Origin of the sequence: Colwellia demingiae, assembly GCF_007954275.1 — a bacterium.
Taxonomy (GTDB): Bacteria; Pseudomonadota; Gammaproteobacteria; order Enterobacterales; family Alteromonadaceae; genus Colwellia; species Colwellia demingiae.
The window spans coordinates 43256-66273 of sequence record NZ_VOLT01000003.1; the positions used below are offsets into that span (position 1 = coordinate 43256).

The window sequence follows — 23018 nt, forward strand, 5'->3', positions numbered from 1 at the left end:
ATTTTTTATTGTCTAAAGGTTAGTGCTATTGGCATTAGAGAGTACATCAAGTACAGCCTTGGCTGCTTGTTTACTCGCATTACATTTTAGTTGTTGATGTATTGCAGTGAAACTATCATTCAATTGACTCTGATCCTGATACAGACGTTCTTTAACCAAAGGTACAATATTTTCAGGGCAAACTTCTTTTTGCAATAATTCAGGTACTAAAGATTTATTTGTTAATAAGTTAGGTAAAGAAAACCATTTCAACTTAACAAATCTACGTCCTAAGAAAAAAGTTACAGGACTAAATTTATAACAAATAACCATGGGTCGTTTAATTAAAGCAGCTTCTAAGGTTACCGTACCAGAAGCGGTTAATAAACAATCACTGGCAGCCATAACCTCTTGCGTTTGATTAAGAATAATCTCAACAACTAAATTAGGCGCAAATTCAGCTTTAAGGGAATTGAATTGTTCGGCCCGCTGCTCACTGATCATGGGTGCTACAAAGAGTAGTTCACTATCTTGTGCTTGTAATTGTTTGGCACTTTCAAAAAAATCTTCAAGTAAACGTGATAACTCACCACCACGACTACCTGGCATGAGCGCAAGAATTTTTTTATCGTGTGGTAAACCAAGCTTATCTCTGGCTACAGTTTTGTCACTTTGCATAGGAATATCATCCGCAAGGGGATGACCGACAAAGGTACAAGGAACATTGTGCTTATCATAAAAAGCTTTTTCAAAAGGCAACAAGGCTAAGACCATGTCAGTGGCTTTGGCGATTTTAAAAATACGTTTTTCACGCCAAGCCCAAACTGATGGACTAACATAATGAACGGTTTTAATACCTTGTACTTTAAGTTTTAATTCTAGACCGATATTAAAATCAGGCGCATCAATACCAATAAACACATCAGGTTTATTGGTAATAAAAAAATCGATTAAGGTTTTACGGACATGTAATAAACGTCTGATTCGGCCAAGTACTTCGACTAGCCCCATAACCGATAACTCGTCCATAGCGAATAGGCTTTCAAAACCTAATGCCTGCATCTTGGGACCGCCAATGCCAATGAATTTAGCATTGGGATGAGTCTGGCGTAAGGAAGTTATCAAGCCTGCGCCTAGCGTATCACCTGAATGTTCACCAACAACCATTGCAAAAACAGTTTGTTGGAGAGGGTTTTGATTTTGAGTAGTCATAGACGTTAAAGGTACTTAAAGTTAACTGTACCTATATACCCAAGCCACTTGAAGATACGTGTTTCAGGACGCTTGAGCGATTCATGATCAAGGAGCCTCATTTTATTAAGGGTTATTCCCTTAAAAAAGGAGGCAACGAAGAACATGGTTTACTCAGACGTCCCCGCAGGTCTGGTTTAGAACCGCTTTATGCTGCGTTATTGATTTTGATAAGGGAACAACCCTTCTCTTCAATCAATGCCTTGCTTAAAGGCTTTCTAATTCCAGCTGAAATCTGCATATTCAGGTAGCTTGGGTATAATAACGGTACTTGTATTAACGGCACATGTTTAACATATTAAGTTTAACGAATGATACCGCGATTAGATTCTTTGATTGAATTACAAAACGCTTGTAATTCTGGAGATTGGACTGGCATTTCATTTATAGCGCTTAATGCTTCTTCAACAGAAAGCCCCTGTCGGTACAATACCTTGTAAGCACGCTTTATAGTTAGAATAGTTTCTTTATCGAAACCACGGCGTTTTAAGCCTTCACTATTCAAGCCAAAAGGTTTTGCCGGTTGACCAGAAGCCATAACATAAGCAGGAACATCTTTAAGTATTAAGGCATTACCAGCAATAAAACTATGTGCGCCAATATGACAGAATTGATGAACACCTACCATGCCGCCAATAATGGCATGATCACCTACATGAACGTGACCAGCAATAGAGGCATTATTTGCAAAAATGCAATGACTACCAACAATACAATCGTGTGCCACATGGGTATAGGCCATAAATAAATTATTACTGCCAATTTGAGTAATACTATTATCTTGAATCGTGCCACGATGAACAGTACAGGACTCTCGAAAAATATTATTGTCACCAATGATCAATTCTGTTGGTTCGCCTGCGTATTTAATGTCCTGGCAGTCTTCACCAATACTTGCAAATTGAAATATACGGTTACCTTTACCAATACGGCTTGGGCCATTAATAACCACATGCGAGCTGATTTCACAGTTATCGCCAATAACAACGTTACTGGCAATATAAGTCCATGGACCTATGGAAACATTTTTGCCAATAACGGCACCTGGTTCAATAATAGCTTGGGGATGAATCATACGTTTAATCTTCTAATGGGTAAGTAAGCGTTTTTCTAAAGAGTATATGTAATGGCTGTCTATAAAGGACGACGTGCACACATAAGATCAGCGCAGCAGACTACTTTACCATCAACTCTCGCTTCACCATAAAATTTCCACATACCTCGACGCTCTTTAATAAATTCAACATGCAAGTGCATGGTATCACCAGGTAATACTGGTTTTTTAAATTTAGCTTTATCTATTGAGGCAAATAAATACATCTCATTGGCTTCACGTCCTTCTGTGCTTTTAAAGCCTAGAATACCTGTCGCCTGTGCTAAAGCCTCTAAAATTAAAACACCAGGGAAAATTGCTAACTCAGGAAAGTGACCAGTAAAAACAGGCTCGTTTATTGTGACATTTTTAATGGCATGCAAGGTTTTACCTGGTTCATGATCAAGAACTTTATCAACTAATAACATTGGGTATCTGTGAGGTATTAACGTTTTAATTTCGTTAAGATCGATAGGTTTTTTTACAGTTTCCAAATGAATATTCCTTGTTAGTTAGCGCAGTGAGTTAATAGTTAACTAACTAACTGCTTACTATATTTTCGTCAGCTTCATCTTGAGCGACAGAAAGACTTTGGAGTATTTTACGCATTGGTGGGGTTAATAGCTAGTTATTAGCGAGTAATTTTTCTAACTCTTTCACTCGTTTAGCTAAGCTATCGAGACGCTTAACTCTAGCATTTGTTTTATTCCATTCTTTATTTTGCACTACTGGCATACCAGAAGAATACACTCCAGCTTGAGTGATATTCTTAGTTACCATAGACATGCCAGTAAAAACACTGTTATCGGCAATAGTAATATGACCATTCACTCCAACCAGACCGGCAATAGTACAATTTTTACCTATGACAGTGCTGCCTGCAATGACAGTACAACCGGCTATGGCAGTATTCTCACCAACAATAACATTGTGAGCAATTTGAATTTGGTTATCTAAAATTACGCCGTCTCTTATTTCGGTATTATCCAGTGCCCCACGGTCAACAGTAGTACTAGCGCCAATCTCAACATAGTTGCCAATAATGACGCTACCTAATTGCGGGATTTTTTGCCATTTGTACTGACCTTTTACAGGCGCATAGCCAAAACCGTCTGAGCCAATAACAGTGTTAGCTTGAATTAAGCAATGATGACCGATCTCTACTCTATGATAAATAGTAATATTTGCCCAGAGTGTCGTTGATTCACCAATTTTAGCCCCATGACCAATAAAACAACCAGCACCAATACTCACATTATCAGCTAGTTTCACACCTGACTCAATAACCGTATTAGCGCCAATACTGACATTTTCACCGATTGAAACATCATCGGCAATAACAGCATTTTGATGAATCCCACAAGACACTTTAGGCGTACTATCAAGTAAACTAGCTAGAATGGCATAACCCATATAAGGGTTATCCATAACAAGAGCACTTACCTGACAGGCATCTACGGCATCGGGAGAGACAATAACAGCACTCGCATTAGTTGAGCTAAGTTGTTGTTGATACTTGCTGTTAGCAAGAAAAGCTACTTGTCCTGTACCAGCATTTGCCAAAGTTGCTAAGCCACTGATTTGAGCTAGTGCTTCCTTTTGCTCATCCAGCGCTGTTGGTACTATCAATTTAGCATCTAGTTTGATAGCAATTTCAGCTAACGTATAAGTCATAATAATGCCTTTACCGCGATGAGTAATAAATTGTTTATCTTAATGATAACGAAACAGCTTATTTAAGTTTACTTACTTGCTCTACCACAATATCAGTGAGGCTAGCATCTGGCTTAGCATAAACAACAGCTTGTTGAGAAAGCACTAAGTCATAGTCTTGTTTAACAGCAATGTTGTCTACTGCTTGACGTACTAAAGCTATAATTTTATTAGTTTCTTGGTTTTGACGTTGAGTAGCTTTTTCTTGTAAAGCTTTGCCTTTCACCTGGTATTCTTGAAATAGAGATTTAACTTTTACATTAAGCTCTTCTTTTTCTTTTACACTCATTAATGAACCATCACGCTTGAGTTTTTCTTGGTAATATTTAATGTCTTTTTCAAGTTGGGTAATGATAGCTTTTTCGTCTTTAAATTCAGCTTCTAAGCTTTGCATTAACGCGGCTGTCTGCGGTATTTTACTCATCACTTCTTGAAAGTTAACTACCCCAATTTTTTGATCTGCTGCCATAGCTGAACTTGCTAATAACATACCTGATGCTGCTACGCCCATAACCATAGTTTTTATAACTTTATTCAACGTTGTTCCCCTTTATTTATTATTTGTTACTTGCGATTTTCACAGGTAAATATTTCTGTCGGTTAATATAGCAAGATTAATTCATTTAACGCAGCTAAAATCTGCATTTTAAAATGTTTTTCCTATGTTAAAGCTAAAGAATGATAAATCGTCACCCTCTTCTTCTCTAACGGATCTAGCGAAACTAAAAATCATTGGTCCCATTGGCGAAAGCCATTGGAGTGAAATACCCGCTGAGCTACGAAAACGCCCAGGATCTGAATAATCATCGATTTTAGCAAACTCTTCAGGCGCTAAGTTTTCATAACTGGCCATGTTAAATTCTGTATCCCAAACAGTACCAGCGTCCCAGAAAATACTTGTACGTACACTGTTTGAGTAACTTTCATCTAAGAAAGGTGTTGGTACTATCAACTCCAGGCCAGCAAGTGCCATAGCGTTACCACCAACAGAGCTTTGTGATACCGCAATAGAATCATTGTCAGGGCCTAAACAACAACCACCACCTGGTAATTGCTTCGGACTACGATAAATAGCGCGAGGTCCAACACTGTTATTCTCAAAACCTCTTAAGGAATCTGAGCCACCTGCACTAAAGTTTTCCCAGAAAGGTAATAATTGATCATTACCATCAACTGTTCCGTAACCGTTGGCGTAACCTAACTGTATACGAGTTAATACTGACCATTTTTGACTTCGGGTTAATGGGAAATAAAATTTAGCATCATAGTTTAGTTTGAAGTATTGCAAATCAGACTTTGGTGACGTCATTTTTGCATTAAATCGTTGTTGTGAGCCTGACGTAGGAAAAGTACCACGGTTTAGTGTACTTCGCGATAAGCCAGCGTTTAAATCTAATGTTTTAAATGCTAGTTGACCATCAGGGTCGTTAGGATCAGCATAGATATCATAAAAATTCTGAATTTGATCATACGCTTCTAATTGCGATATTTGGTTATACTTCCAACCTACACCAAAATTTAAACGAAGATATTCATTGACTGGAAAACCCCAGTTAAGACCTACGCCAAAGGTTTTGTTCTTATATTCAACCAAGTTGGCATTACCAGCATCATATTCACTGTAATAAACCTGCCCTCCGAGAGAAACAGCATCAACAGTAAAATAAGGGTCAGTGTATGAGATGGTGGCATTTTTTTGATAACTATTTCTGGCTATGTTTAAACCAAGTTGATTACCCGTACCTAAGAAGTTGTTCTGTTGCACACCCGCATTAAGGCTTAATTTTGTTTCTGAACCATAACCTATACCGGCATTAAATGACCCAGATGGCTGTTCTTTGACGGTAAAGTCTATATCGACTAAATCATCTTCACCTTCGATTTGCTTAGTTTCAAACTCAACGGTCTCCATGTAAGGTAATCGCTGTAACCATGACTTTGAAGACTCAACTACACTGTTAGATAACCAAGCACCTTCCATTTGTCTCATTTCACGGCGTAATACGTTATCAGCAGTGACATGATTACCTGTGAAGTTTATGCGATTTACATAAACACGCTTTCCTGGATCAATCGATATTGATAATTTAACGGTATGGTTTTCATCATTAACTTCTGGGATGGTTCTCACTTTAGGATAAGCATAACCATAGCGGCCTAGAAATTTACTAATGACTTCTTCAGTATAAGTAACTTCTGCACCGTTATATAACTCATCCGCTTGTAATGGGTTAATAGCACGAATGGTATTTTCAAAACCAGCCATATCGCCGACAAAGTCAACTTCACTAATGTTATAAGTTTCACCTTCACTCACATTTAGTGCAATATAGACCGCCTTTTTATCAGGGGTCATTGATACTTGTGTGGAGTCTACTTTAAAGCGCAAATAGCCGCGATTAAGATAATAACTATTAATCGTTTCCATATCCCCTTGTAACGTTTGTTTCTGATATCTGTCTTGCGCCATAAAATTCCACCAAGGGGAATCATAAGTTAGCTCAATTTTATCCAGAATTTCGATATCAGAAAAAACCTCATTACCAACAATATTGATTTGTTTGATAGCAGCAGAGTCACCCTCAACAAAAGAGAATTCTAAATTAACGCGGTTTCGTGGCAAATGGGTTACTTTAGCAGTCACTTTAGCATTGTATTTACCAACACTGTGATAGAAGTTCTCTAATCCCATCTCTATACCTGAGATAACAGTGCGATCAAGAGTTTCACCTACACGAATATTACTGCCATCAAGACTTTCTGTTAGCTGCTCATCTTTAAGGTCGCTATTACCATCAAAAATAATTTCGTTTATTGTTTCTCGCTCTCTAACACGATAAACCAGGCGGTTACCATCTCGGTAAACTCTAATATCATTAAAGTGGCCAGCTTGATACAAAGCCTTTATAGATTGTGAAATTCGAAAGTCATTGAGTTCATCACCGACATTGAAAGGTATGTGCGTTAACGCGGCGCCTAAAGCAACACGTTGAAGGCCTTTAACTTCGATGTCTTCAACTTGAAAGCTTGATGCTGCTTGAGCATTAGGTACTGATGTTCCTAGCGCACCTAATAGTAGGGCTAAGGCAATTTTTTTCATGATCATATATATAAACTTCGTTACTTCTTTTTATAAAAACGGTTAGCTACACACTCAATATACAGCAGTGACTCTAACACTAGACTGAGTTCAATAAATGACTCATAGCCCATAATATTAGAGTGTTAAGGTATCAACCTTAAAATTAGCCTGTTCGACTTCCTTTCATCCATCCATTGAAATCTCATAAAGCTTCATAGCAATAAGGAGTGTATCCTTTCTTCAAACTGTTTAACTTAAAACTTTTATTAATATCTATTTCTTAAAACTATTCAGTCACTTCTTTGTGCGCCTGTTTTTAAAAGCGCAATATTCGCAGAAATAATTATTTAACCCAGAACCCGACTAAAATCATTAAACAAGCCAATAGCCATCAACATCAACAACGCTAACGCACCAAACTTAAATCCTGCCTCTTGAGCTTTCTCTGGTACTTCTTTACCTGTAAAAAGCTCTATAAGATAATAGAGTAAGTGTCCTCCATCAAGTACTGGAAGCGGTAAAAGGTTAATTATTCCCAAATTAATACTAATTAACGCTAAAAAGCCTAGAAAGTATACAAAACCATGACTAGCACTATTACCTGCACCTTGAGCAATACCGATAGGACCACTTAGATTTTTTACCGATACATCGCCAGTAATGAGTTTCCCTATCATACTAAATGTTAAACTTGTCAAATTCCAAGTACGCTGAGCACTTTCCTTGAGAGAATCAATAGGCCCATAGCTTAATTCAATTAATAGTGATTTTGGCCATGCATCAACTTTAGGAGCAACACCAATATATCCGATTATCTTTCCAGATTGTTCAATACTGTTTGGTATCACTAGGGGAGTAAGTACTTCATCATTACGCTTAATAGTGATTGATACTTCTTTACCTGGATACTGTTTTATCTCTTTTGCAAAAGCTAACCAATCATCAGTCAATACATCATTAACAGCGATTAGCTTATCTCCAACCAAAAGCCCACCCAGCTCAGCAGGACTTTTTTCTGCTACCGCTGCCAATTCATTGTGTACTTTAGGTCTATAAGGCGTAATACCTAAACTTGTTAAAGCTGACGTTTTATCAGGTGAGAATTCCCAATGACTGGTATCTAAAGTAAAACTAGAAATATACTGGCTATCACCATTTTTCGTTTTAATTGTTATTTCTTTATTACCAATTTGTCCAATTAGCGCAAGGTTAACTTCTTGCCAATCTCGTGTTCTATCGCCTGCAATACTAACAATCTCACTATCATTTGTTAGATTAGCTTCAGCTGCAATCGAGCTTGGACTAATATTTCCGATCATTGGTTTTACACTTGGTACACCAATTAGGAACATTATATACAAAGCAAATAGCGCAAAAATAAAGTTAGCTAAAGGCCCTGCTGCGACAATGGCTATACGCTGATAAACTGTTTTAGAATTAAAAGTTTTATCTTTATCTTCAGGCTTAACATCATCAATTCGTTCATCTAACATTTTGACATAGCCACCTAAAGGTATCATTGCCAAGACATATTCAGTGCCATCTTTTCCTGTTTTTCGCCAAAGTGCCCGACCAAAGCCAACAGAAAATCGCTCAACTTTTACACCGTTTTTTCTAGCGACCCAAAAGTGACCATATTCGTGCACTGTAACGAGGATGCCTAAGGCAATAACAAAAGATGCCAGGTTCCACAAAAAGTCCATCATGCTATTTATTACCCTTTTGCGATAGCGCTTCAGTTTGCAAGAAATCTGCTAACAATGTTTGTGCAAATGAACGCGCTTGCTTATCTAGGGCAATAACCTCATTAATATTATCTACCTTTTGTGAGACAAATTTTTTCACAGAAGTTTCATTTATTTTATAAATATCGGTAAATTTTATTTTTTCGTCTAAAAAAGCAGCGACGGCAATTTCATTTGCTGCATTGAGTGCAGTACAAGCAGCTTGACCTTGCTTACACGCTTCAATAGCGAGCTCTAGATTAGGATACCTTTTAAAATCAACAGCTTGAAATTCAAAAGATTTGGTGTTAAAAAAATCTAGCGGTGCTACGCCAGATTCAATACGATCAGGAAAGCTCAAAGCATGGGCTATTGGGGTACGCATATCTGGATTGCCCATTTGCGCAATTACAGAGCCATCTTTGTACTGAACCATTGAATGTATAGTACTTTGAGGATGTAAGACCACTTGAATATCTTCAGCTTTAACATTAAAAAGCCACTTAGCCTCAATAAATTCAAGGCCTTTATTCATCATAGTGGCAGAATCAACGGATATTTTCCGTCCCATATCCCAATTAGGGTGGGCGAATGCCTGTGAAGGTGTCACTGATTCTAGGGTATCAATAGCCCTAGTTCTAAAAGGCCCACCAGAGCCAGTTAACAATATCTTACTGATGCCATTAGCAAGAAGTTGGCATTCCCCAATTTCTTGCTGATGGGATGGCAAGCATTGGAAAATTGCATTGTGCTCACTGTCGATAGGTAAAAGCTCTGCTCCTGAGGCTTTCACAGCAGCCATAAAAATAGCGCCTGATGTTACCAAAGCTTCTTTATTCGCTAATAGCACTCGCTTACCCGCATTAACAGCTGCGAGTGTCGGTAACAAGCCAGAGGCACCGACAATAGATGCCATCACAGTATCTGAAGTTTTACACTCAGCAATATCAATTAAAGCTTGTTCACCTGACAAAACTGTAATATCACTAATATTTACTTCATTTAGTTTTTGAGAAAGTAGAACTGCATGTTCACAAGAGACTAGTACTACTTGCGATGGTTTAAATTCAATACATTGTTCGAACATCACATCAACACTAGTATAAGCAGCTAAACTGATTACTTGAAATCGTTCAGGGTGAAGCCTTACTACATCGAGAGTACTACAACCAATTGAGCCCGTTGAACCTAATATACAAAGTTGACGTTTAGACACGCATTTACCCCAATTAATTTATCAAAATGCTAGAGAATAAAGAGATTATCAAGCAAGTAATAGGTAACAAAGAGCAAAAACAGGTGCAGTTGCCGTTAGACTATCTATTCTATCTAAAATACCGCCGTGACCGGGTAATATAGTACCACTATCTTTAACACCCGCTTGACGTTTAAACATACTCTCCGTCAAATCACCTAACACAGAAATAGAGGTGATCAATAGGGTAACTAATAAGGCAGTTATAAACTCATCACTTGACCATTGTAATGAAACGCCTACTATCCCAGTTAAGATAGCAGCACAAATAACACCACCTAAAAAACCTTCGATAGTTTTTCCAGGGCTAACATTGGGCATTAGTTTATGTTTACCTAAAGATTTTCCGACAAAGTATGCACCTACATCAGCACTCCACACCAACATAAACAAGTACATCAATAACTGCGCACCTTGAAACTCATCTAATACATAATTATTTGTACGTAAAACCATAAAGGCAAGCCATGTAGGTACTAACGTTAACCAACCAAAAATTGCGATTATAAATTTATTATTAGCCCAAAAAGCACTTGATTTCGGGTATGAAAACATTAATAAAGCAGCAAAAAACCACCAAATAACACTTAACCACAACATTGAAGTTATTTCATGTTGTACGCCCGAGATTACTAACCAAGTTTCATCTATTGGTAATAAAAACCATATAATAGCGATTAAAGCGCTAGTAATTACAACATAACCTAACCGTTGAATGGTATTGACCAACCCCATAAAACGGGCCCATTCCCAGGAACCTATGGCGATAATTGCCATTAGAAGCCCGGCAAAGTAGTTAATGGGCAAATAGAAAATTGCTGAGATTGCAGCTGGTGCTAATATTAAAGCCGTTATAATTCGTTGTTTTAACAAGGGCTACCCTTTTATTTTAGTAGAGAGTTGTAATGGACTAGATGCTAGTCAGGCAAGCTCTGAGTAATGTTACTCGGCTTGCTATTCTTAATTATATTTTATTAACTTTTTTCAACTATCTTTTTTCGTTTCTTGCTTGTTCGCCCGTTTTACCAAAACGACGCTCTCGGAGATCAAAACAGCTCATGGCTTCTAAAAATTGCATTTCATTAAAATCAGGCCACAGCGTATCCGTAAAGTAAAGTTCGGCATAAGCGGCTTGCCATAAAAGAAAATTACTAATACGATAATCACCACCTGTGCGAATAAGTAGGTCTAATGTAGGAAGGTTTGCTAAACAGGTTTGTTCATTAAGTGTTTCTTCATTTATGTCATCAAGGGACATAGTGCCTTGCTTGACATCACTGGCTAGTTTTTTAGCCGCTTGAGCGATATCCCAACGACCACCATAATTTGCCGCAATGGATAACACTAAACCTGTATTGTCTGCAGTAAGCTGATCTGATTTAGCAATGTTTTTTTGTAACTTATCAGAGAATCGGCTTAAATCACCGACCACTTGAAAGCGAATATTATGTTTATGTAAACGTTTAACTTCTTTAGTCAACACAAACATAAATAAATCCATCAGTACACTGACTTCTTTTGCTGGTCGCTGCCAATTTTCACTGCTAAAAGCAAAGAGTGTTAACGCTTTAACATTAGACTTTCGGGCCGTGGCAACAACTTGTCGTACTGATTCAACACCAGCCTTGTGTCCGGCAACTCGTCCCTTGCCTTGTAATTGCGCCCAGCGGCCATTACCATCCATGATGATAGCAACATGTTGAGGGATGCTTTTATTATCAGTTTGTTCAACCAATATTTCGGTATTATCCACTTAACAATTTTCCATTAATTATTTAAGTCAATTTACTTACAAGTCGTTATTAATAAAAAACGCCAGTTGGCTAAATAGCAACAACATGGCGCTATTAATAAACTAACTTATATTTCCATTAGTTCCGATTCTTTTTTCACAAGCACTTCATCCACTTGCTTCACAAAAATATCAGTGATTTTTTGAATTGAATCTTCAGCTTGATGATGATCATCTTCACTGATTTCCTTCTCTTTTAACAGACTTTTAAAATCTGAGTTTGCATCACGACGAATATTACGGATAGCAACTTTTCCGCCTTCTGCCTCACCACGAACTACTTTAACAAGGTCTTTACGACGTTCTTCTGTAAGCGGTGGTAATGGAATTCGAATTAATGTGCCATTTGATTGCGGGTTTAAACCTAAGTCAGACTTTAAAATAGCCTTTTCAACGGCACCAATCATTCCTTTATCAAAGACAGTAATTGAAAGATTACGTGCATCTGGAACCGAAATATTACCAACCTGGTTTAATGGTGTATCCATTCCGTAATATTGCACTACAATGTTATCGAGCAAAGAGGCATGCGCACGGCCGGTTCTTATTTTAGTCAAACTAGTTTTTAAAGCATCGATACTTTTGCCCATACGGTCTTGAGCATCTTCAATTATTTCATCTATCACGTTAATTTCCCTAAATATTAATAAGTTAATTTAAGCCCGAGCTTCATATCCCTCTTGGCTTATTCACTATTAGTTTTGACTTAAGTCTCAATACGTTTTTTGTGTGAAATCACGGTGCCTTCACTACCGCCCATAATGACAGATTTCAATGCACCCGCTTTATTCATATTGAACACGCGAATAGGCATATTATGATCACGTGCTAAAGTAAAGGCCGCTAAGTCCATTACTTTTAATTCTTTGTCGAGTACTTCATCATAACTTAGTTCAGCATAAAGCTCAGCTTCTGGATTTTTCACTGGATCTTCAGAGTATATCCCATCAACTTTTGTCGCTTTAAATACAGCATCCGCTTCGATTTCTATACCGCGTAAACAGGCAGCTGAATCAGTAGTAAAAAATGGATTGCCTGTACCCGCTGAAAATATAACCACACGGCCAGACTTTAACAAACTGATGGCATTTGCCCAGTTGTAACGTTCACATACACCCGCTAAATCTATAGCTGACATCAAACGAGTATTTACAAACGCACGATGTAGCGCATCACGCATTGCTAAACCGTTCATTACGGTAGCAAGCATACCCATTTGGTCGCCAACAACTCGATTCATGCCTGCTTCAGCTAAACCTGCACCACGAAATAAATTACCGCCGCCGATAACTAGGCCCACTTGGATACCCATTTCTACCAGCTCTTTTATTTCTTGAGCCATGCGGTCAAGTACTTTTGGATCAATACCAAAACCCTCATCTCCCATCAGTGCTTCACCACTGAGTTTTAATAGAATTCTTCGGTAAGCAGGTTTTGGATTGGTTGTCATAGGGAGAAATTCCTGTCGCGGTTAAAGTAATAAAATTTAAGCACAAAAAAAGCCGAGGTCAAAAGACCGCGGCTATTTTAATACGTTTAGCTCACACACGATAGTCTAAACTGAAAAAACTCTATTTTTATTATGTAATACCAATTCCAATAAGTTTCTTCCCACTCAGCGAGAGTTAAAAGGTTTAGAGGCAAGGCATTGATTGTAGATAATGGTTTTTCCCTTATCAAAATCAATAACGCAGCATGTAAGCCTTTTAAACTCGCCCTTCGGGAGCTTTCCAGCGACTCGATAACCGCATAGAATTTCTTTCATATAGAGTAACTATATGCAAAAACATTCTATTTATTCTCAAACCGCTGGCAAGCTCTGAGTGAGAACTAACTTAATAGACTTGGTATAAACATTAAAAAAAACGCATAAAAAAACGTCTACCAAGGTAGACGTTTTTTAGTAATTCAAGCTATTTGATTCTGTTAGTAATAATACTAACCCATCAAATAAAACGAATTAAGCTTTAGCAGCAGCAATTTGTGCTTCTACTTCAGCAGCGAAATCTTCTTCTTTCTTCTCGATACCTTCGCCAACTTCTAAACGTACGAAGTTAGAAACAGTGATACCTTTCTCAGTAAGAACAATACCAACAGTTTTCTTAGGTTCCATGATGAAAGCTTGACCAGTTAAAGAAACTTCACCAGTAAACTTCTTCATGCGGCCTGTAACCATCTTCTCAGCGATTTCTTGAGGCTTGCCTTCGTTCATCGCCATTTCGATTTGAATGCGCTTTTCATTGGCAACAACATCAGCTGGAACGTCATCAGGAGTTAAGAATTCAGGTTTACTTGCAGCAACATGCATAGCAATGTGCTTAAGTGATTCTGCATCACCTTCACCAGCTACAACAACACCGATAGTAGCGCCGTGGCTGTATGATGCTAAAGTAGCACCTTCAATGTATTCTACGCGACGAACATTGATGTTTTCACCAATTTTTGTCACAAGCGTAATACGCTTTTCTTCGAATTGTGCTTGAAGCTCTGCGATTGTTGCTTTTGAAGCAAGGGCAGCATCTGCAACTTCATTAGCAAAACCTAAGAAGTTATCATCTTTTGCTACGAAATCTGTTTGACAGTTAACTTCAACTAATGCAGCAACGCCGTCAGCAGTTTTAATTAAGATAGCGCCTTCAGCAGCGATGTTACCGGCTTTCTTAGCCGCTTTAGCTTGACCGTTCTTACGCATATTTTCAATCGCAAGTTCCATGTCGCCTTCAGCTTCTACTAAAGCATTTTTACAATCCATCATGCCCGCAGCTGTGCGTGCACGAAGTTCTTTAACCATTGCAGCAGTAATTGCCATGAGTTAATTCCTCGGTTTTCAGTTATCCCCTAATTTGAGTTATTACTAAATCAATGTCGGGCATAAGTATTAAATAAGTTGCCACAAAAGCGTACTTTTGTGGCAATAGAAAATAAACGTGTTATTAACTGAAATTATTCAGCTTCAACAAAACCGTCTTTTTCAGCTTGTACTACGATGTTTTGCTCACGACCATTGATCACTGAGTTAGCAACAGCATCACAATATAAAGTGACAGCACGAATTGCATCATCGTTACCTGGAACAACGTAATCAACGCCATCAGGGTTTGAGTTAGTATCAACAACAGAAATTACTGGGATACCAAGGTTGTTTGCTTCTTTAATAGCAATGTGCTCGTGGTCAGCATCAATGATAAATAAAACGTCAGGTAAACCACCCATGTTTTTGATACCACCTAAGCTTTTATCAAGCTTTTCCATTTCACGAGTACTCATTAACGCTTCTTTCTTAGTTAACGCTTCGAAAGTACCGTCAGTGCTTTGAGACTCTAAATCTTTTAAACGTTTGATAGATTGACGAACTGTTTTCCAGTTAGTCAACATACCACCTAACCAGCGGTGGTTAACGTAGAATTGGTCAGACTTAATAGCAGCATCTTTGATTGCATCACTTGCAGCACGTTTAGTACCAACAAATAATACTTTACCTTTTTTCGATGAAACATTGTTTACAAAAGTAAGTGCTTCATTGAACATAGGAACTGTTTGTTCAAGGTTAATGATATGAACTTTATCGCGAGCACCAAAAATGAATTGCTTCATTTTAGGATTCCAGTAACGAGTTTTGTGACCGAAGTGAACACCTGCTTTAAGCATATCGCGCATTGAAACGTTTGACATTTTTCTTTTCCTTTATGGGGTTAAGCGTTCATACACCCAATATACACGACTCCTTTGTTTCGACTTTAGAGTCAAAAGCTGAGCACCCCGGTATACCTTTAATAGATGTATGTGAGTTTATAATAATGACTTATAAGCCAAAAAACTAAAAAGCCTCTTGTTCAAATAGTCGATTTAAATTGTCACTTAACCAAGCTAACCCATTTATTGTCGTTTATAAAAAAGACAGTGTAGATTAACTAAAAATTAAGCGCCGCATTTTATACCATAAAAAGGATCCTTTAGCGAGGTAAAAATGATTTGTCATCAAATGTCGATTTATAGTGGGATAATCGGACAAGGCGAGTTAAAATCATCGGATATAGATATATTTAATTAAAATCATCAACTTTTGTAGAGTAAATAATGGCAGCAGAATTATTTTTCATTTATGACAGTCACTGTCCGTGGAGTTATGCAACAACTCCCTTAGTGAATGCGGTAAACCAAGCGTTACCAGAAGTGGCTTTGAATTTATGGCATTGCGCCTACTTTTCAGATGCCGACGGCGAGAATATAATAACTAAGCAACAAATAGCTCAAGTTAAAGACTTGTCTTCAGTTAACTTTTCACCTGATTATATGAGTAAGTTAACACAAGGAAAAGATTCTACCTTATGTGCCAACCTCATGACTTGGGCTGTGGGTAAAACACCACAGCAAGCATTAGGATTATTAAACGCTCTGCAGACAGCACATTTCTCAGCAGGTAATGACCTAAGTGAGCCAGCAGATTTGAACGACATTATTGAAGAGTTCAAATTATCTGTACCGGCAAAAGTGATTAATAAAACCAAATTAACCACTGATGCGGCGGCACAAGTGCATGAAATTTATGCCCTACAAGATATAATAGGAACTCAAGCCATTCCTGCATTATTATTGGCTATAGATGATGAACTCATCCTACTTAATCACAATTTTTACCTAGAAGATCCTAATGCCATCGTTGATGCGATAAAATTAGAGTTAAATAAATACAGTTAACTTGCTATCTTATTAGCACGTTGCTCATCGATAAAGATGAAATCATACCAATGACATTAATTATAGGCTACTGCTTCCATTGAAAAATTAGCAATGACAATAAATTTTCAAAAAACAAGGTGCTTAATCGAGTGATAGCTGGCTATTACCATTGAAAGCACCGACGTTATTGGATATTTAGGCCACATAAAAATGATCACTTAGTTACCGTTATTGGTATTAAAATTAATTGAAAGCTTAGCCGCAAGTAACAATCCGGCTAGCGTAAACTAAAAGAGATAGAACAAGATGGGCATCACCATAAAAAGCCAAGACGAAATAGCCAAAATGCGTATTGCTGGACAATTAGCTGCTGACGTTTTAGAAATGATCGCTCCGCATGTAAAAGCAGGTGTCAGTACTGATGAACTCAATACCTTATGTGCCGATTACACAGAAAAGGTTCAACATGCTATATCTGCACCACTGAACTACCATCACTTCCCAAAGTCTATTTGTACTTCTGTTAACCATGTTGTTTGCCACGGTATTCCTGATGCAACAGTGTTAGGTGATGGCGATATTATTAATATTGATATCACAGTAATTAAAGACGGTTATCATGGTGATACCAGTAAAATGTTTATTATTGGTGAACCATCAGCTGAAGATAATCGCCTATGTCGAATCACTCAAGAGTCACTTTATTTAGCACTTAAGAAAGTTAAGCCAGGCGCCACTTTTGGTGAAATTGGCGCAACTATTCAAAAGTTCGTCAAAAAATCAGGTCGTTATTCTATTGTTAAAGACTATTGTGGTCATGGTATTGGTAAAGAGTTTCATGAAGAACCACAAATTATGCATTATAAAAATAATGACAAAACTAAAATGGAAGTAGGCATGTGTTTCACCATTGAACCTATGGTTAACCTGGGCCGCGCCGGTACTACTTTAGACAAAACGGATAACTGGACTGTTTATACTGCCGATGGTAAAAGGTCTGCGCAATGGGAACACACCATTGTAGTAACTAAAACCGGTTGTGAGATTTTAACTTTACGTAAAGAAGAAACAATTGCGCGTATATTACATAATTAGTATCTAATACCAAACGGATTAATTTGTTGGTCCGATTGGTATAACCCCGTTAACATTCAAACTGCAGGAATAATGCAAATTGCATTGATAACGGGTATAAAACATTAAAAACCACAGATTAATCGCTATAGATAAAAGGTAAGCTCTTGACTAGTCATTCCGCATCCGTACATATAGTTCCGTCACACTTTATTGATCAGTTAGCTATTAGTGCTGACTTTTTATCTACTCGAGATATCTGCCAATTAAGCCAATCATTTAACTCTTGGTTAAAAGACGTTTTTATTGATAACGATATAAATGATTTATTATCAGCACGGGCTGTTTTTGTAGACGCTATTTTAAAGAAGCTTTGGTGCCAACACCATCTCGATGAATTTCAAATTACCCTTATTGCTGTCGGTGGTTATGGTCGCGGGGAACTACATCCTCAATCTGACGTTGATATATTATTACTGACGCAAGAAGAAGTTGACCTCGAACTTGAAGAAAAAATATCAAGCTTCATTACCCAGCTTTGGGATATTAAACTTGATATTGGCCACAGTGTTCGTTCTATTAAAGAGTGTTTAAAACAAGCGGTAAAAGAAGTAACCGTTGCGACTAATTTAATGGAAATGCGACAAGTTGCCGGTAACGAAACACTTACTCAACAATTAACACCTTTATTAAGTGAAGACGTTTTTTGGACCTCTGAGAAATTCTTTATTGCCAAATGCAAAGAACAAGAAGCCAGACATCAACAATACCGAGGTGCGGCGTATACCCTTGAACCGAATTTAAAAGCGAACCCAGGTGGTTTGCGTGATATTCAAACTATCGCTTGGGTAGCAAAACGACACTTTTCAGCCGATTCCTTAGAAGAACTGGTTGAACACGACTACCTCTATCCAAATGAATTTTTTGAGTTGCTAGAATCACAAGATTATCTATGGCGCATGCGTTTTGCACTGCACTTTGTTGCCGGCCGTAGCGAAAATCGTCTTTTATTTGACTATCAAGCTGATGTTGCGAAGATGATGGGCTTTGGTGATGAGGGGAAAGCCCCTGTAGAACGTATGATGAAACGTTTTTTTCGTATTATTGCTCGAGTGACAGAATTAAATACCATGCTGCTACAGCATTTTGAACAAGCTATCATTAAGAAGCCTGAGCTGAGTAGTATCAGTATTATTAACCAAGATTTTGAACTAGTTGATAAATTAATCAACACCAGAAATGACCGCATATTTATGCGACCAGTCAAAATGATTGAAATGTTTTTGATCATTGCTCAAGAACCCGGCATTAAAGGTATACATTCACATACCATGAGGTTAATGCGTAATGCTCGCAGACGATTAATTTCCGGATTAATTGATTATGCAGAATGTCGCCGAATGTTTATGGCTATTATTCGTCATCCACGTGGCTTGGGTTTAGCATTAACTTTGATGCACCGACATAGCATACTAAGTTCATATCTACCGCTTTGGCGTAATATCGCTGGCCAAATGCAATTTGACCTGTTCCATGCATACTCAGTGGATGAACATAGCTACCGAGTCATTAAGAATTTGCACCAATTCAGTCAAAAAGAGCATAATCATAAATTTCCATTATGTAGTAAAATAGTGCAAAAAATTCGTAAACCAGAAGTACTCTACCTTGCTGGATTTTTCCACGATATTGGCAAAGGTCGTGGTGGCGATCATGCTAAATTAGGTGCTGTTGATGCCTTAACTTTTTGCTTGTCACATCAATTGAGCAAACATGACAGTAATATGGTGGCATGGCTTGTTGAACATCATTTATTAATGTCTGTTACTGCCCAGCGTCGTGATATTAATGACGAGAATGTTATTCGTACTTTTGGTGAAATAGTTCGAGATGAAGCACATTTAAATTACCTCTATTGTTTAACCGTTGCTGACATGCGCGGTACCAATGAAAGTCTTTGGAATAATTGGAAAGCAAACCTGCTTGAAGAGCTATATTTTAATACCTTAAGTGCATTTCGACATGGTTTAGAAAAACCTGTAGAAGTTCGTTCTAAAATTAGAGAAAATCAACAACAAGCATTGGCTTTGTTAAGCGAAAATAATGTTGATGAGCACAGTATTAAAGCCTTGTGGCGTGAGTTTAGAATTGACTACTTTTTACGTTATTCACCAGAGCAAATAGCCCGTCAATGTCAGAACATTATCGAACACGATAGAGAAAAACCATTAGTACTCATCAGCCCTATACCTTATAGAGGTGGGACGGAAGTATTTATTTTCACAAAAGAAAAAAACAACACCTTTGCCAATACAGTTTCATTTTTGGTCACAAAAAAGCTATCGATTCATGATGCAAAAATTATCACGACAAAAACTGGCTATACGGTAAATACCTTTGTGGTACTCGACAGTCGTAATAAACCTTTAAGAGAACGTTTCTATACCAAGGAAATGGGTCAAGCGTTAGTTGATAGACTACAGCAAGTAAATATCTGCGAGCTTCCTGAACCAAAGCTAGCGAGACACATGAAAAAATTTAAAGTGCCGCTACGCGTTAACTTTATTAAAATACATGCAAAAAATCGAACTATGATAGAGATAATAGCTCTGGATAGACCAGGTTTATTGTCCAACATTAGTCAATTATTTTTAGAGGCACGGGTTAATATCCACTCAGCAAAAATAACAACCTTTGGTGAAAAAGCTGATGATGTTTTCACTATTTCAACCGAAAATGATGATGCGCTAACTACTCAAGAAAAAGAAGCCTTAGCACTTAGGTTAACGCAAGAGATTGATTAACTAAGTTACAGCCTTATAACACTAATAAATTTCAAATAGGAAAGCCTAATGACAGATTTAAAACACTTAGCTAGTGTAATTGAACAAGCCTTTGAAGAAAGAGCCAGTATTTCACCTGCAACCGTTTCAAGTGATGTTAAAAACGCAGTACTTGATGCTTTAGCAGCATTAAATAACGGTAGTGCGCGCGTAGCCGAGAAAGTAGATGGTAGCTGGCATGTAAACCAATGGCTTAAAAAAGCGGTATTACTTTCTTTTCGTATCTGGGATAACCAAGTAATTGATGGTGCAGAAAGTACTTTTTTTGACAAAGTACCGATGAAATATGAAGGTTACACGCAAGCAATGTTTGAAGCTGACGGTGTTCGTGTAGTCCCTGGCGCAAGCGTTCGTACTGGTAGTTTTATTGGTAAAAATGTTGTGGTAATGCCGAGCTTTGTCAATATCGGCGCTTTTGTCGATGAAGGCTGTATGGTCGATGCTTGGGCAACGGTTGGATCTTGTGCACAAATTGGAAAAAATGTGCATTTATCTGGCGGTGTCGGCATTGGTGGAGTGTTGGAGCCTTTACAAGCTGGCCCAACCATTATTGAAGATAACTGTTTTATTGGCGCACGATCAGAGATCGTTGAAGGCGTTATAGTAGAAGAAGGTGCGGTAATTTCTATGGGCGTTTACATCGGCCAAAGCACCCGTATTTTTGACCGTGAAACAGGTGAAGTACATTATGGACGAGTACCTGCTGGCTCAGTGGTAGTTCCAGGTAATTTACCTTCAGCCTGTGGTACATACAGTTTATACGCTGCGATTATCGTGAAGAAAGTTGATGCAAAAACATTAGCAAAAGTTGGTATCAACGAACTATTGCGCGCGGTATCAGAAGAGTAATTGATTTAAAAAATGAATAGCTAAAAATTTGACGCTATTTAATATAATCAAGCTCATTAAATACTTATTACTAATAAATAAGTATTTAATGAGCTTTTTTATGAAATAAATAAAAATAACTAGAATATTATCACTCCATTTTAGTTAATATTTTCATAGCATTATCATTTATAAAATCTCCTTATTTATAAAAAATAACTTTCTGGTATAACACTTGCTGTATTGATAATAATTCAATCGCATTATTTATCATTAGGTTTGTTATGAAAGTATTTAAATTAGCAGTCTGTTTACTTTGTTTTCTGGTACTCGGAGCTTGTTCTAATACCACGCAAGTAAATTCAAACAGTGAGAATAACCACTACTTTGCTAAAGAATTTAGCCATAATGAATTTACCACTTACCATAAAGACTCTGTCAAGAAATCAGCATCATCAGATCACGAGTTGATGCTTTCATTACTTAATAGACCCATGCCTGAAGATCAGCGAATGATGTTAGCCTTTGCACAACGCCAAGCAAATTACTTTCCTGATAGCACTATTGTTGGTGTACAAATAAAAGGTGATAAAAAGAACCAAGATATAAATACCAGAGCAAGCTCTCAATATGCGCAGACTATTGCTCAGGATATCAATGCAGTTACAATAAGCGCTATGCCAAAATAGCATTATTAGCTGTAATTATGCACTCGTATTATGTTAATTAAATCAGCGTCTAAGCAATTATTTACTGTTCACCTTTGATATTTTTTTCTCATCCTAATCACAATAAATAAACCTAATCATTACTGCCCATAACAATTCCTAATAAAACACCTAAAACAAACAGTCATAGTTGTAACTAACCTTTAACTATAAGAATATTTTAGTGTTATAATTGCCTTTTATAGCCCTTCAAGGCTTATTCGCACTCACTTTACTATTACCCACTTATATCCATTTAAACGATAATTTTTTGGTAACAAGGCATATAACATGACTCAAGATGAAATGAAAAAAGCAGCCGCAATTAAGGCATTAGAATTCATTGAAAATGATACTATCGTCGGTGTTGGTACAGGTTCAACAGTTAACTTTTTCATTGATGCTTTAGCCTCTATGAAAGATAAAATAGCAGGTGCCGTTTCTAGCTCAGAAGAGTCAACTAAGCGTTTAAAAGCACACGGTATTGAGGTATTTGATTTAAACAGCGTTGATGTCTTAGATGTATATATTGATGGTGCAGATGAAATCACTCGTCATATGGCAATGATCAAAGGCGGTGGCGCAGCATTAACCCGTGAAAAAATCGTTGCAGCTGTTGCCAAGAAATTTATTTGTATTGCTGACAATTCCAAACAAGTAAGAGTATTGGGTAATTTCCCTTTGCCTGTTGAAGTAATACCTATGGCGCGGAGTTATGTCGCACGTGAATTAGTTAAATTAGGTGGCGACCCTGTTTACCGTCAAGGTGTAACTACAGATAACGGCAACGTTATCCTTGATGTATACAACCTTGAGATCCTCGACCCTAAAGCACTAGAAAGTCAAATTAACGGTATTGTTGGTGTTGTGACAAATGGTTTGTTTGCAATTCGTGGCGCTGACATATTAGTACTCGGTAGCACAGATGGTATCCAGGTCATCCAGTAATTTGTTAGTAGCATCCAGTTTTTAATTAAAAAATCAGATTTTAAGCATA

20 protein-coding genes are annotated in these 23018 nt (G+C 37.6%); 6 read left to right on the plus strand and 14 right to left on the minus strand.

Translation table 11 applies throughout. From position 1 onward, the window contains the following. Window positions 1-12: 12 nt before the first annotated feature. The 14 genes from lpxB to rpsB all read right to left on the minus strand — a co-directional run bounded on the left by lpxB (window position 13) and on the right by rpsB (window position 15561). The gene (gene lpxB / locus ESZ36_RS05790) at window positions 13-1191 is read right to left on the minus strand and encodes a lipid-A-disaccharide synthase (protein WP_146784904.1); all 1179 of its coding nucleotides are present in this window, start codon (window positions 1189-1191) and stop codon (window positions 13-15) included. 343 nt (window positions 1192-1534) lie between these two features. Continuing rightward, complete coding sequence (gene lpxA, locus ESZ36_RS05800; protein WP_146784908.1) at window positions 1535-2305, minus strand: acyl-ACP--UDP-N-acetylglucosamine O-acyltransferase; 771 nt, start codon at window positions 2303-2305, stop codon at window positions 1535-1537. 59 nt (window positions 2306-2364) lie between these two features. Continuing rightward, window positions 2365-2817, minus strand: coding sequence for a 3-hydroxyacyl-ACP dehydratase FabZ (gene fabZ / locus ESZ36_RS05805; protein WP_146784911.1), 453 nt, complete (start codon window positions 2815-2817; stop codon window positions 2365-2367). Window positions 2818-2947: 130 nt separating this feature from the next. Then, entirely contained in the window at window positions 2948-4003 is a 1056-nt protein-coding gene (gene lpxD, locus ESZ36_RS05810; RefSeq protein WP_211357772.1) for a UDP-3-O-(3-hydroxymyristoyl)glucosamine N-acyltransferase, read from the minus strand. 52 nt (window positions 4004-4055) lie between these two features. Continuing rightward, on the minus strand, window positions 4056-4574 hold the full coding sequence (locus tag ESZ36_RS05815; RefSeq protein WP_146784916.1) for an OmpH/Skp family outer membrane protein: 519 nt from the start codon (window positions 4572-4574) through the stop codon (window positions 4056-4058). Window positions 4575-4682: 108 nt separating this feature from the next. After that, a complete protein-coding gene (bamA, locus tag ESZ36_RS05820; protein ID WP_146784918.1) occupies window positions 4683-7142 on the minus strand; it encodes an outer membrane protein assembly factor BamA in 2460 nt (819 codons plus the stop codon). Window positions 7143-7465: 323 nt separating this feature from the next. Then, window positions 7466-8824 (minus strand): sigma E protease regulator RseP, encoded by a 1359-nt coding sequence (gene rseP / locus ESZ36_RS05825; RefSeq protein WP_146784920.1) that lies wholly within the window; start codon window positions 8822-8824, stop codon window positions 7466-7468. Between the two features lies 1 nt (window position 8825). Then, complete coding sequence (ispC, locus tag ESZ36_RS05830) at window positions 8826-10058, minus strand: 1-deoxy-D-xylulose-5-phosphate reductoisomerase (RefSeq protein ID WP_146784923.1); 1233 nt, start codon at window positions 10056-10058, stop codon at window positions 8826-8828. A gap of 48 nt (window positions 10059-10106) precedes the next feature. Further along, window positions 10107-10970 (minus strand): phosphatidate cytidylyltransferase, encoded by an 864-nt coding sequence (locus tag ESZ36_RS05835; protein ID WP_146784924.1) that lies wholly within the window; start codon window positions 10968-10970, stop codon window positions 10107-10109. A gap of 115 nt (window positions 10971-11085) precedes the next feature. Beyond that, a complete protein-coding gene (gene uppS, locus ESZ36_RS05840) occupies window positions 11086-11850 on the minus strand; it encodes a polyprenyl diphosphate synthase (RefSeq protein ID WP_146784927.1) in 765 nt (254 codons plus the stop codon). Between the two features lie 107 nt (window positions 11851-11957). Then, the gene (gene frr, locus ESZ36_RS05845; RefSeq protein WP_146784929.1) at window positions 11958-12515 is read right to left on the minus strand and encodes a ribosome recycling factor; all 558 of its coding nucleotides are present in this window, start codon (window positions 12513-12515) and stop codon (window positions 11958-11960) included. Between the two features lie 80 nt (window positions 12516-12595). Then, on the minus strand, window positions 12596-13339 hold the full coding sequence (pyrH, locus tag ESZ36_RS05850) for a UMP kinase (RefSeq protein WP_146784932.1): 744 nt from the start codon (window positions 13337-13339) through the stop codon (window positions 12596-12598). Window positions 13340-13849: 510 nt separating this feature from the next. Continuing rightward, the gene (gene tsf, locus ESZ36_RS05855) at window positions 13850-14698 is read right to left on the minus strand and encodes a translation elongation factor Ts (protein WP_146784934.1); all 849 of its coding nucleotides are present in this window, start codon (window positions 14696-14698) and stop codon (window positions 13850-13852) included. A gap of 134 nt (window positions 14699-14832) precedes the next feature. Beyond that, on the minus strand, window positions 14833-15561 hold the full coding sequence (gene rpsB, locus ESZ36_RS05860) for a 30S ribosomal protein S2 (RefSeq protein ID WP_146784937.1): 729 nt from the start codon (window positions 15559-15561) through the stop codon (window positions 14833-14835). A 405-nt stretch (window positions 15562-15966) separates the two neighbouring features. Here rpsB and ESZ36_RS05865 point away from each other — a divergent pair, with 405 nt between their 5' ends. The 6 genes from ESZ36_RS05865 (at window position 15967) to rpiA (ending at window position 22969) form a co-directional block, all read left to right on the plus strand. After that, on the plus strand, window positions 15967-16587 hold the full coding sequence (locus ESZ36_RS05865) for a hypothetical protein (protein ID WP_146784940.1): 621 nt from the start codon (window positions 15967-15969) through the stop codon (window positions 16585-16587). A gap of 288 nt (window positions 16588-16875) precedes the next feature. Next, the gene (gene map, locus ESZ36_RS05870; protein ID WP_146784943.1) at window positions 16876-17664 is read left to right on the plus strand and encodes a type I methionyl aminopeptidase; all 789 of its coding nucleotides are present in this window, start codon (window positions 16876-16878) and stop codon (window positions 17662-17664) included. A 146-nt stretch (window positions 17665-17810) separates the two neighbouring features. Continuing rightward, complete coding sequence (gene glnD, locus ESZ36_RS05875) at window positions 17811-20447, plus strand: [protein-PII] uridylyltransferase (RefSeq protein ID WP_146784946.1); 2637 nt, start codon at window positions 17811-17813, stop codon at window positions 20445-20447. Window positions 20448-20495: 48 nt separating this feature from the next. Continuing rightward, a complete protein-coding gene (dapD, locus tag ESZ36_RS05880; protein WP_146784949.1) occupies window positions 20496-21335 on the plus strand; it encodes a 2,3,4,5-tetrahydropyridine-2,6-dicarboxylate N-succinyltransferase in 840 nt (279 codons plus the stop codon). Window positions 21336-21598: 263 nt separating this feature from the next. Further along, window positions 21599-22003, plus strand: coding sequence for a hypothetical protein (locus ESZ36_RS05885; protein WP_146784952.1), 405 nt, complete (start codon window positions 21599-21601; stop codon window positions 22001-22003). Window positions 22004-22312: 309 nt separating this feature from the next. Continuing rightward, window positions 22313-22969 carry a ribose-5-phosphate isomerase RpiA gene (gene rpiA, locus ESZ36_RS05890; protein ID WP_146784955.1) on the plus strand — a complete coding sequence of 219 codons (657 nt, stop codon included), beginning with the start codon at window positions 22313-22315 and terminating at the stop codon, window positions 22967-22969. Window positions 22970-23018 lie beyond the last annotated feature (49 nt).

What these genes read in the sequence shown, in the direction of transcription:
- lpxB (WP_146784904.1), bottom strand. Translation starts at nt 1,191, where the DNA reads ATGACTACTCAAAATCAAAACCCTCTCCAACAAACTGTTTTTGCAATG.
- lpxA (WP_146784908.1), bottom strand. Translation starts at nt 2,305, where the DNA reads ATGATTCATCCCCAAGCTATTATTGAACCAGGTGCCGTTATTGGCAAA.
- bamA (WP_146784918.1), bottom strand. Translation starts at nt 7,142, where the DNA reads ATGATCATGAAAAAAATTGCCTTAGCCCTACTATTAGGTGCGCTAGGA.
- rseP (WP_146784920.1), bottom strand. Translation starts at nt 8,824, where the DNA reads ATGATGGACTTTTTGTGGAACCTGGCATCTTTTGTTATTGCCTTAGGC.
- pyrH (WP_146784932.1), bottom strand. Translation starts at nt 13,339, where the DNA reads ATGACAACCAATCCAAAACCTGCTTACCGAAGAATTCTATTAAAACTC.
- tsf (WP_146784934.1), bottom strand. Translation starts at nt 14,698, where the DNA reads ATGGCAATTACTGCTGCAATGGTTAAAGAACTTCGTGCACGCACAGCT.
- rpsB (WP_146784937.1), bottom strand. Translation starts at nt 15,561, where the DNA reads ATGTCAAACGTTTCAATGCGCGATATGCTTAAAGCAGGTGTTCACTTC.
- ESZ36_RS05865 (WP_146784940.1), top strand. Translation starts at nt 15,967, where the DNA reads ATGGCAGCAGAATTATTTTTCATTTATGACAGTCACTGTCCGTGGAGT.
- map (WP_146784943.1), top strand. Translation starts at nt 16,876, where the DNA reads ATGGGCATCACCATAAAAAGCCAAGACGAAATAGCCAAAATGCGTATT.
- dapD (WP_146784949.1), top strand. Translation starts at nt 20,496, where the DNA reads ATGACAGATTTAAAACACTTAGCTAGTGTAATTGAACAAGCCTTTGAA.
- ESZ36_RS05885 (WP_146784952.1), top strand. Translation starts at nt 21,599, where the DNA reads ATGAAAGTATTTAAATTAGCAGTCTGTTTACTTTGTTTTCTGGTACTC.
- rpiA (WP_146784955.1), top strand. Translation starts at nt 22,313, where the DNA reads ATGACTCAAGATGAAATGAAAAAAGCAGCCGCAATTAAGGCATTAGAA.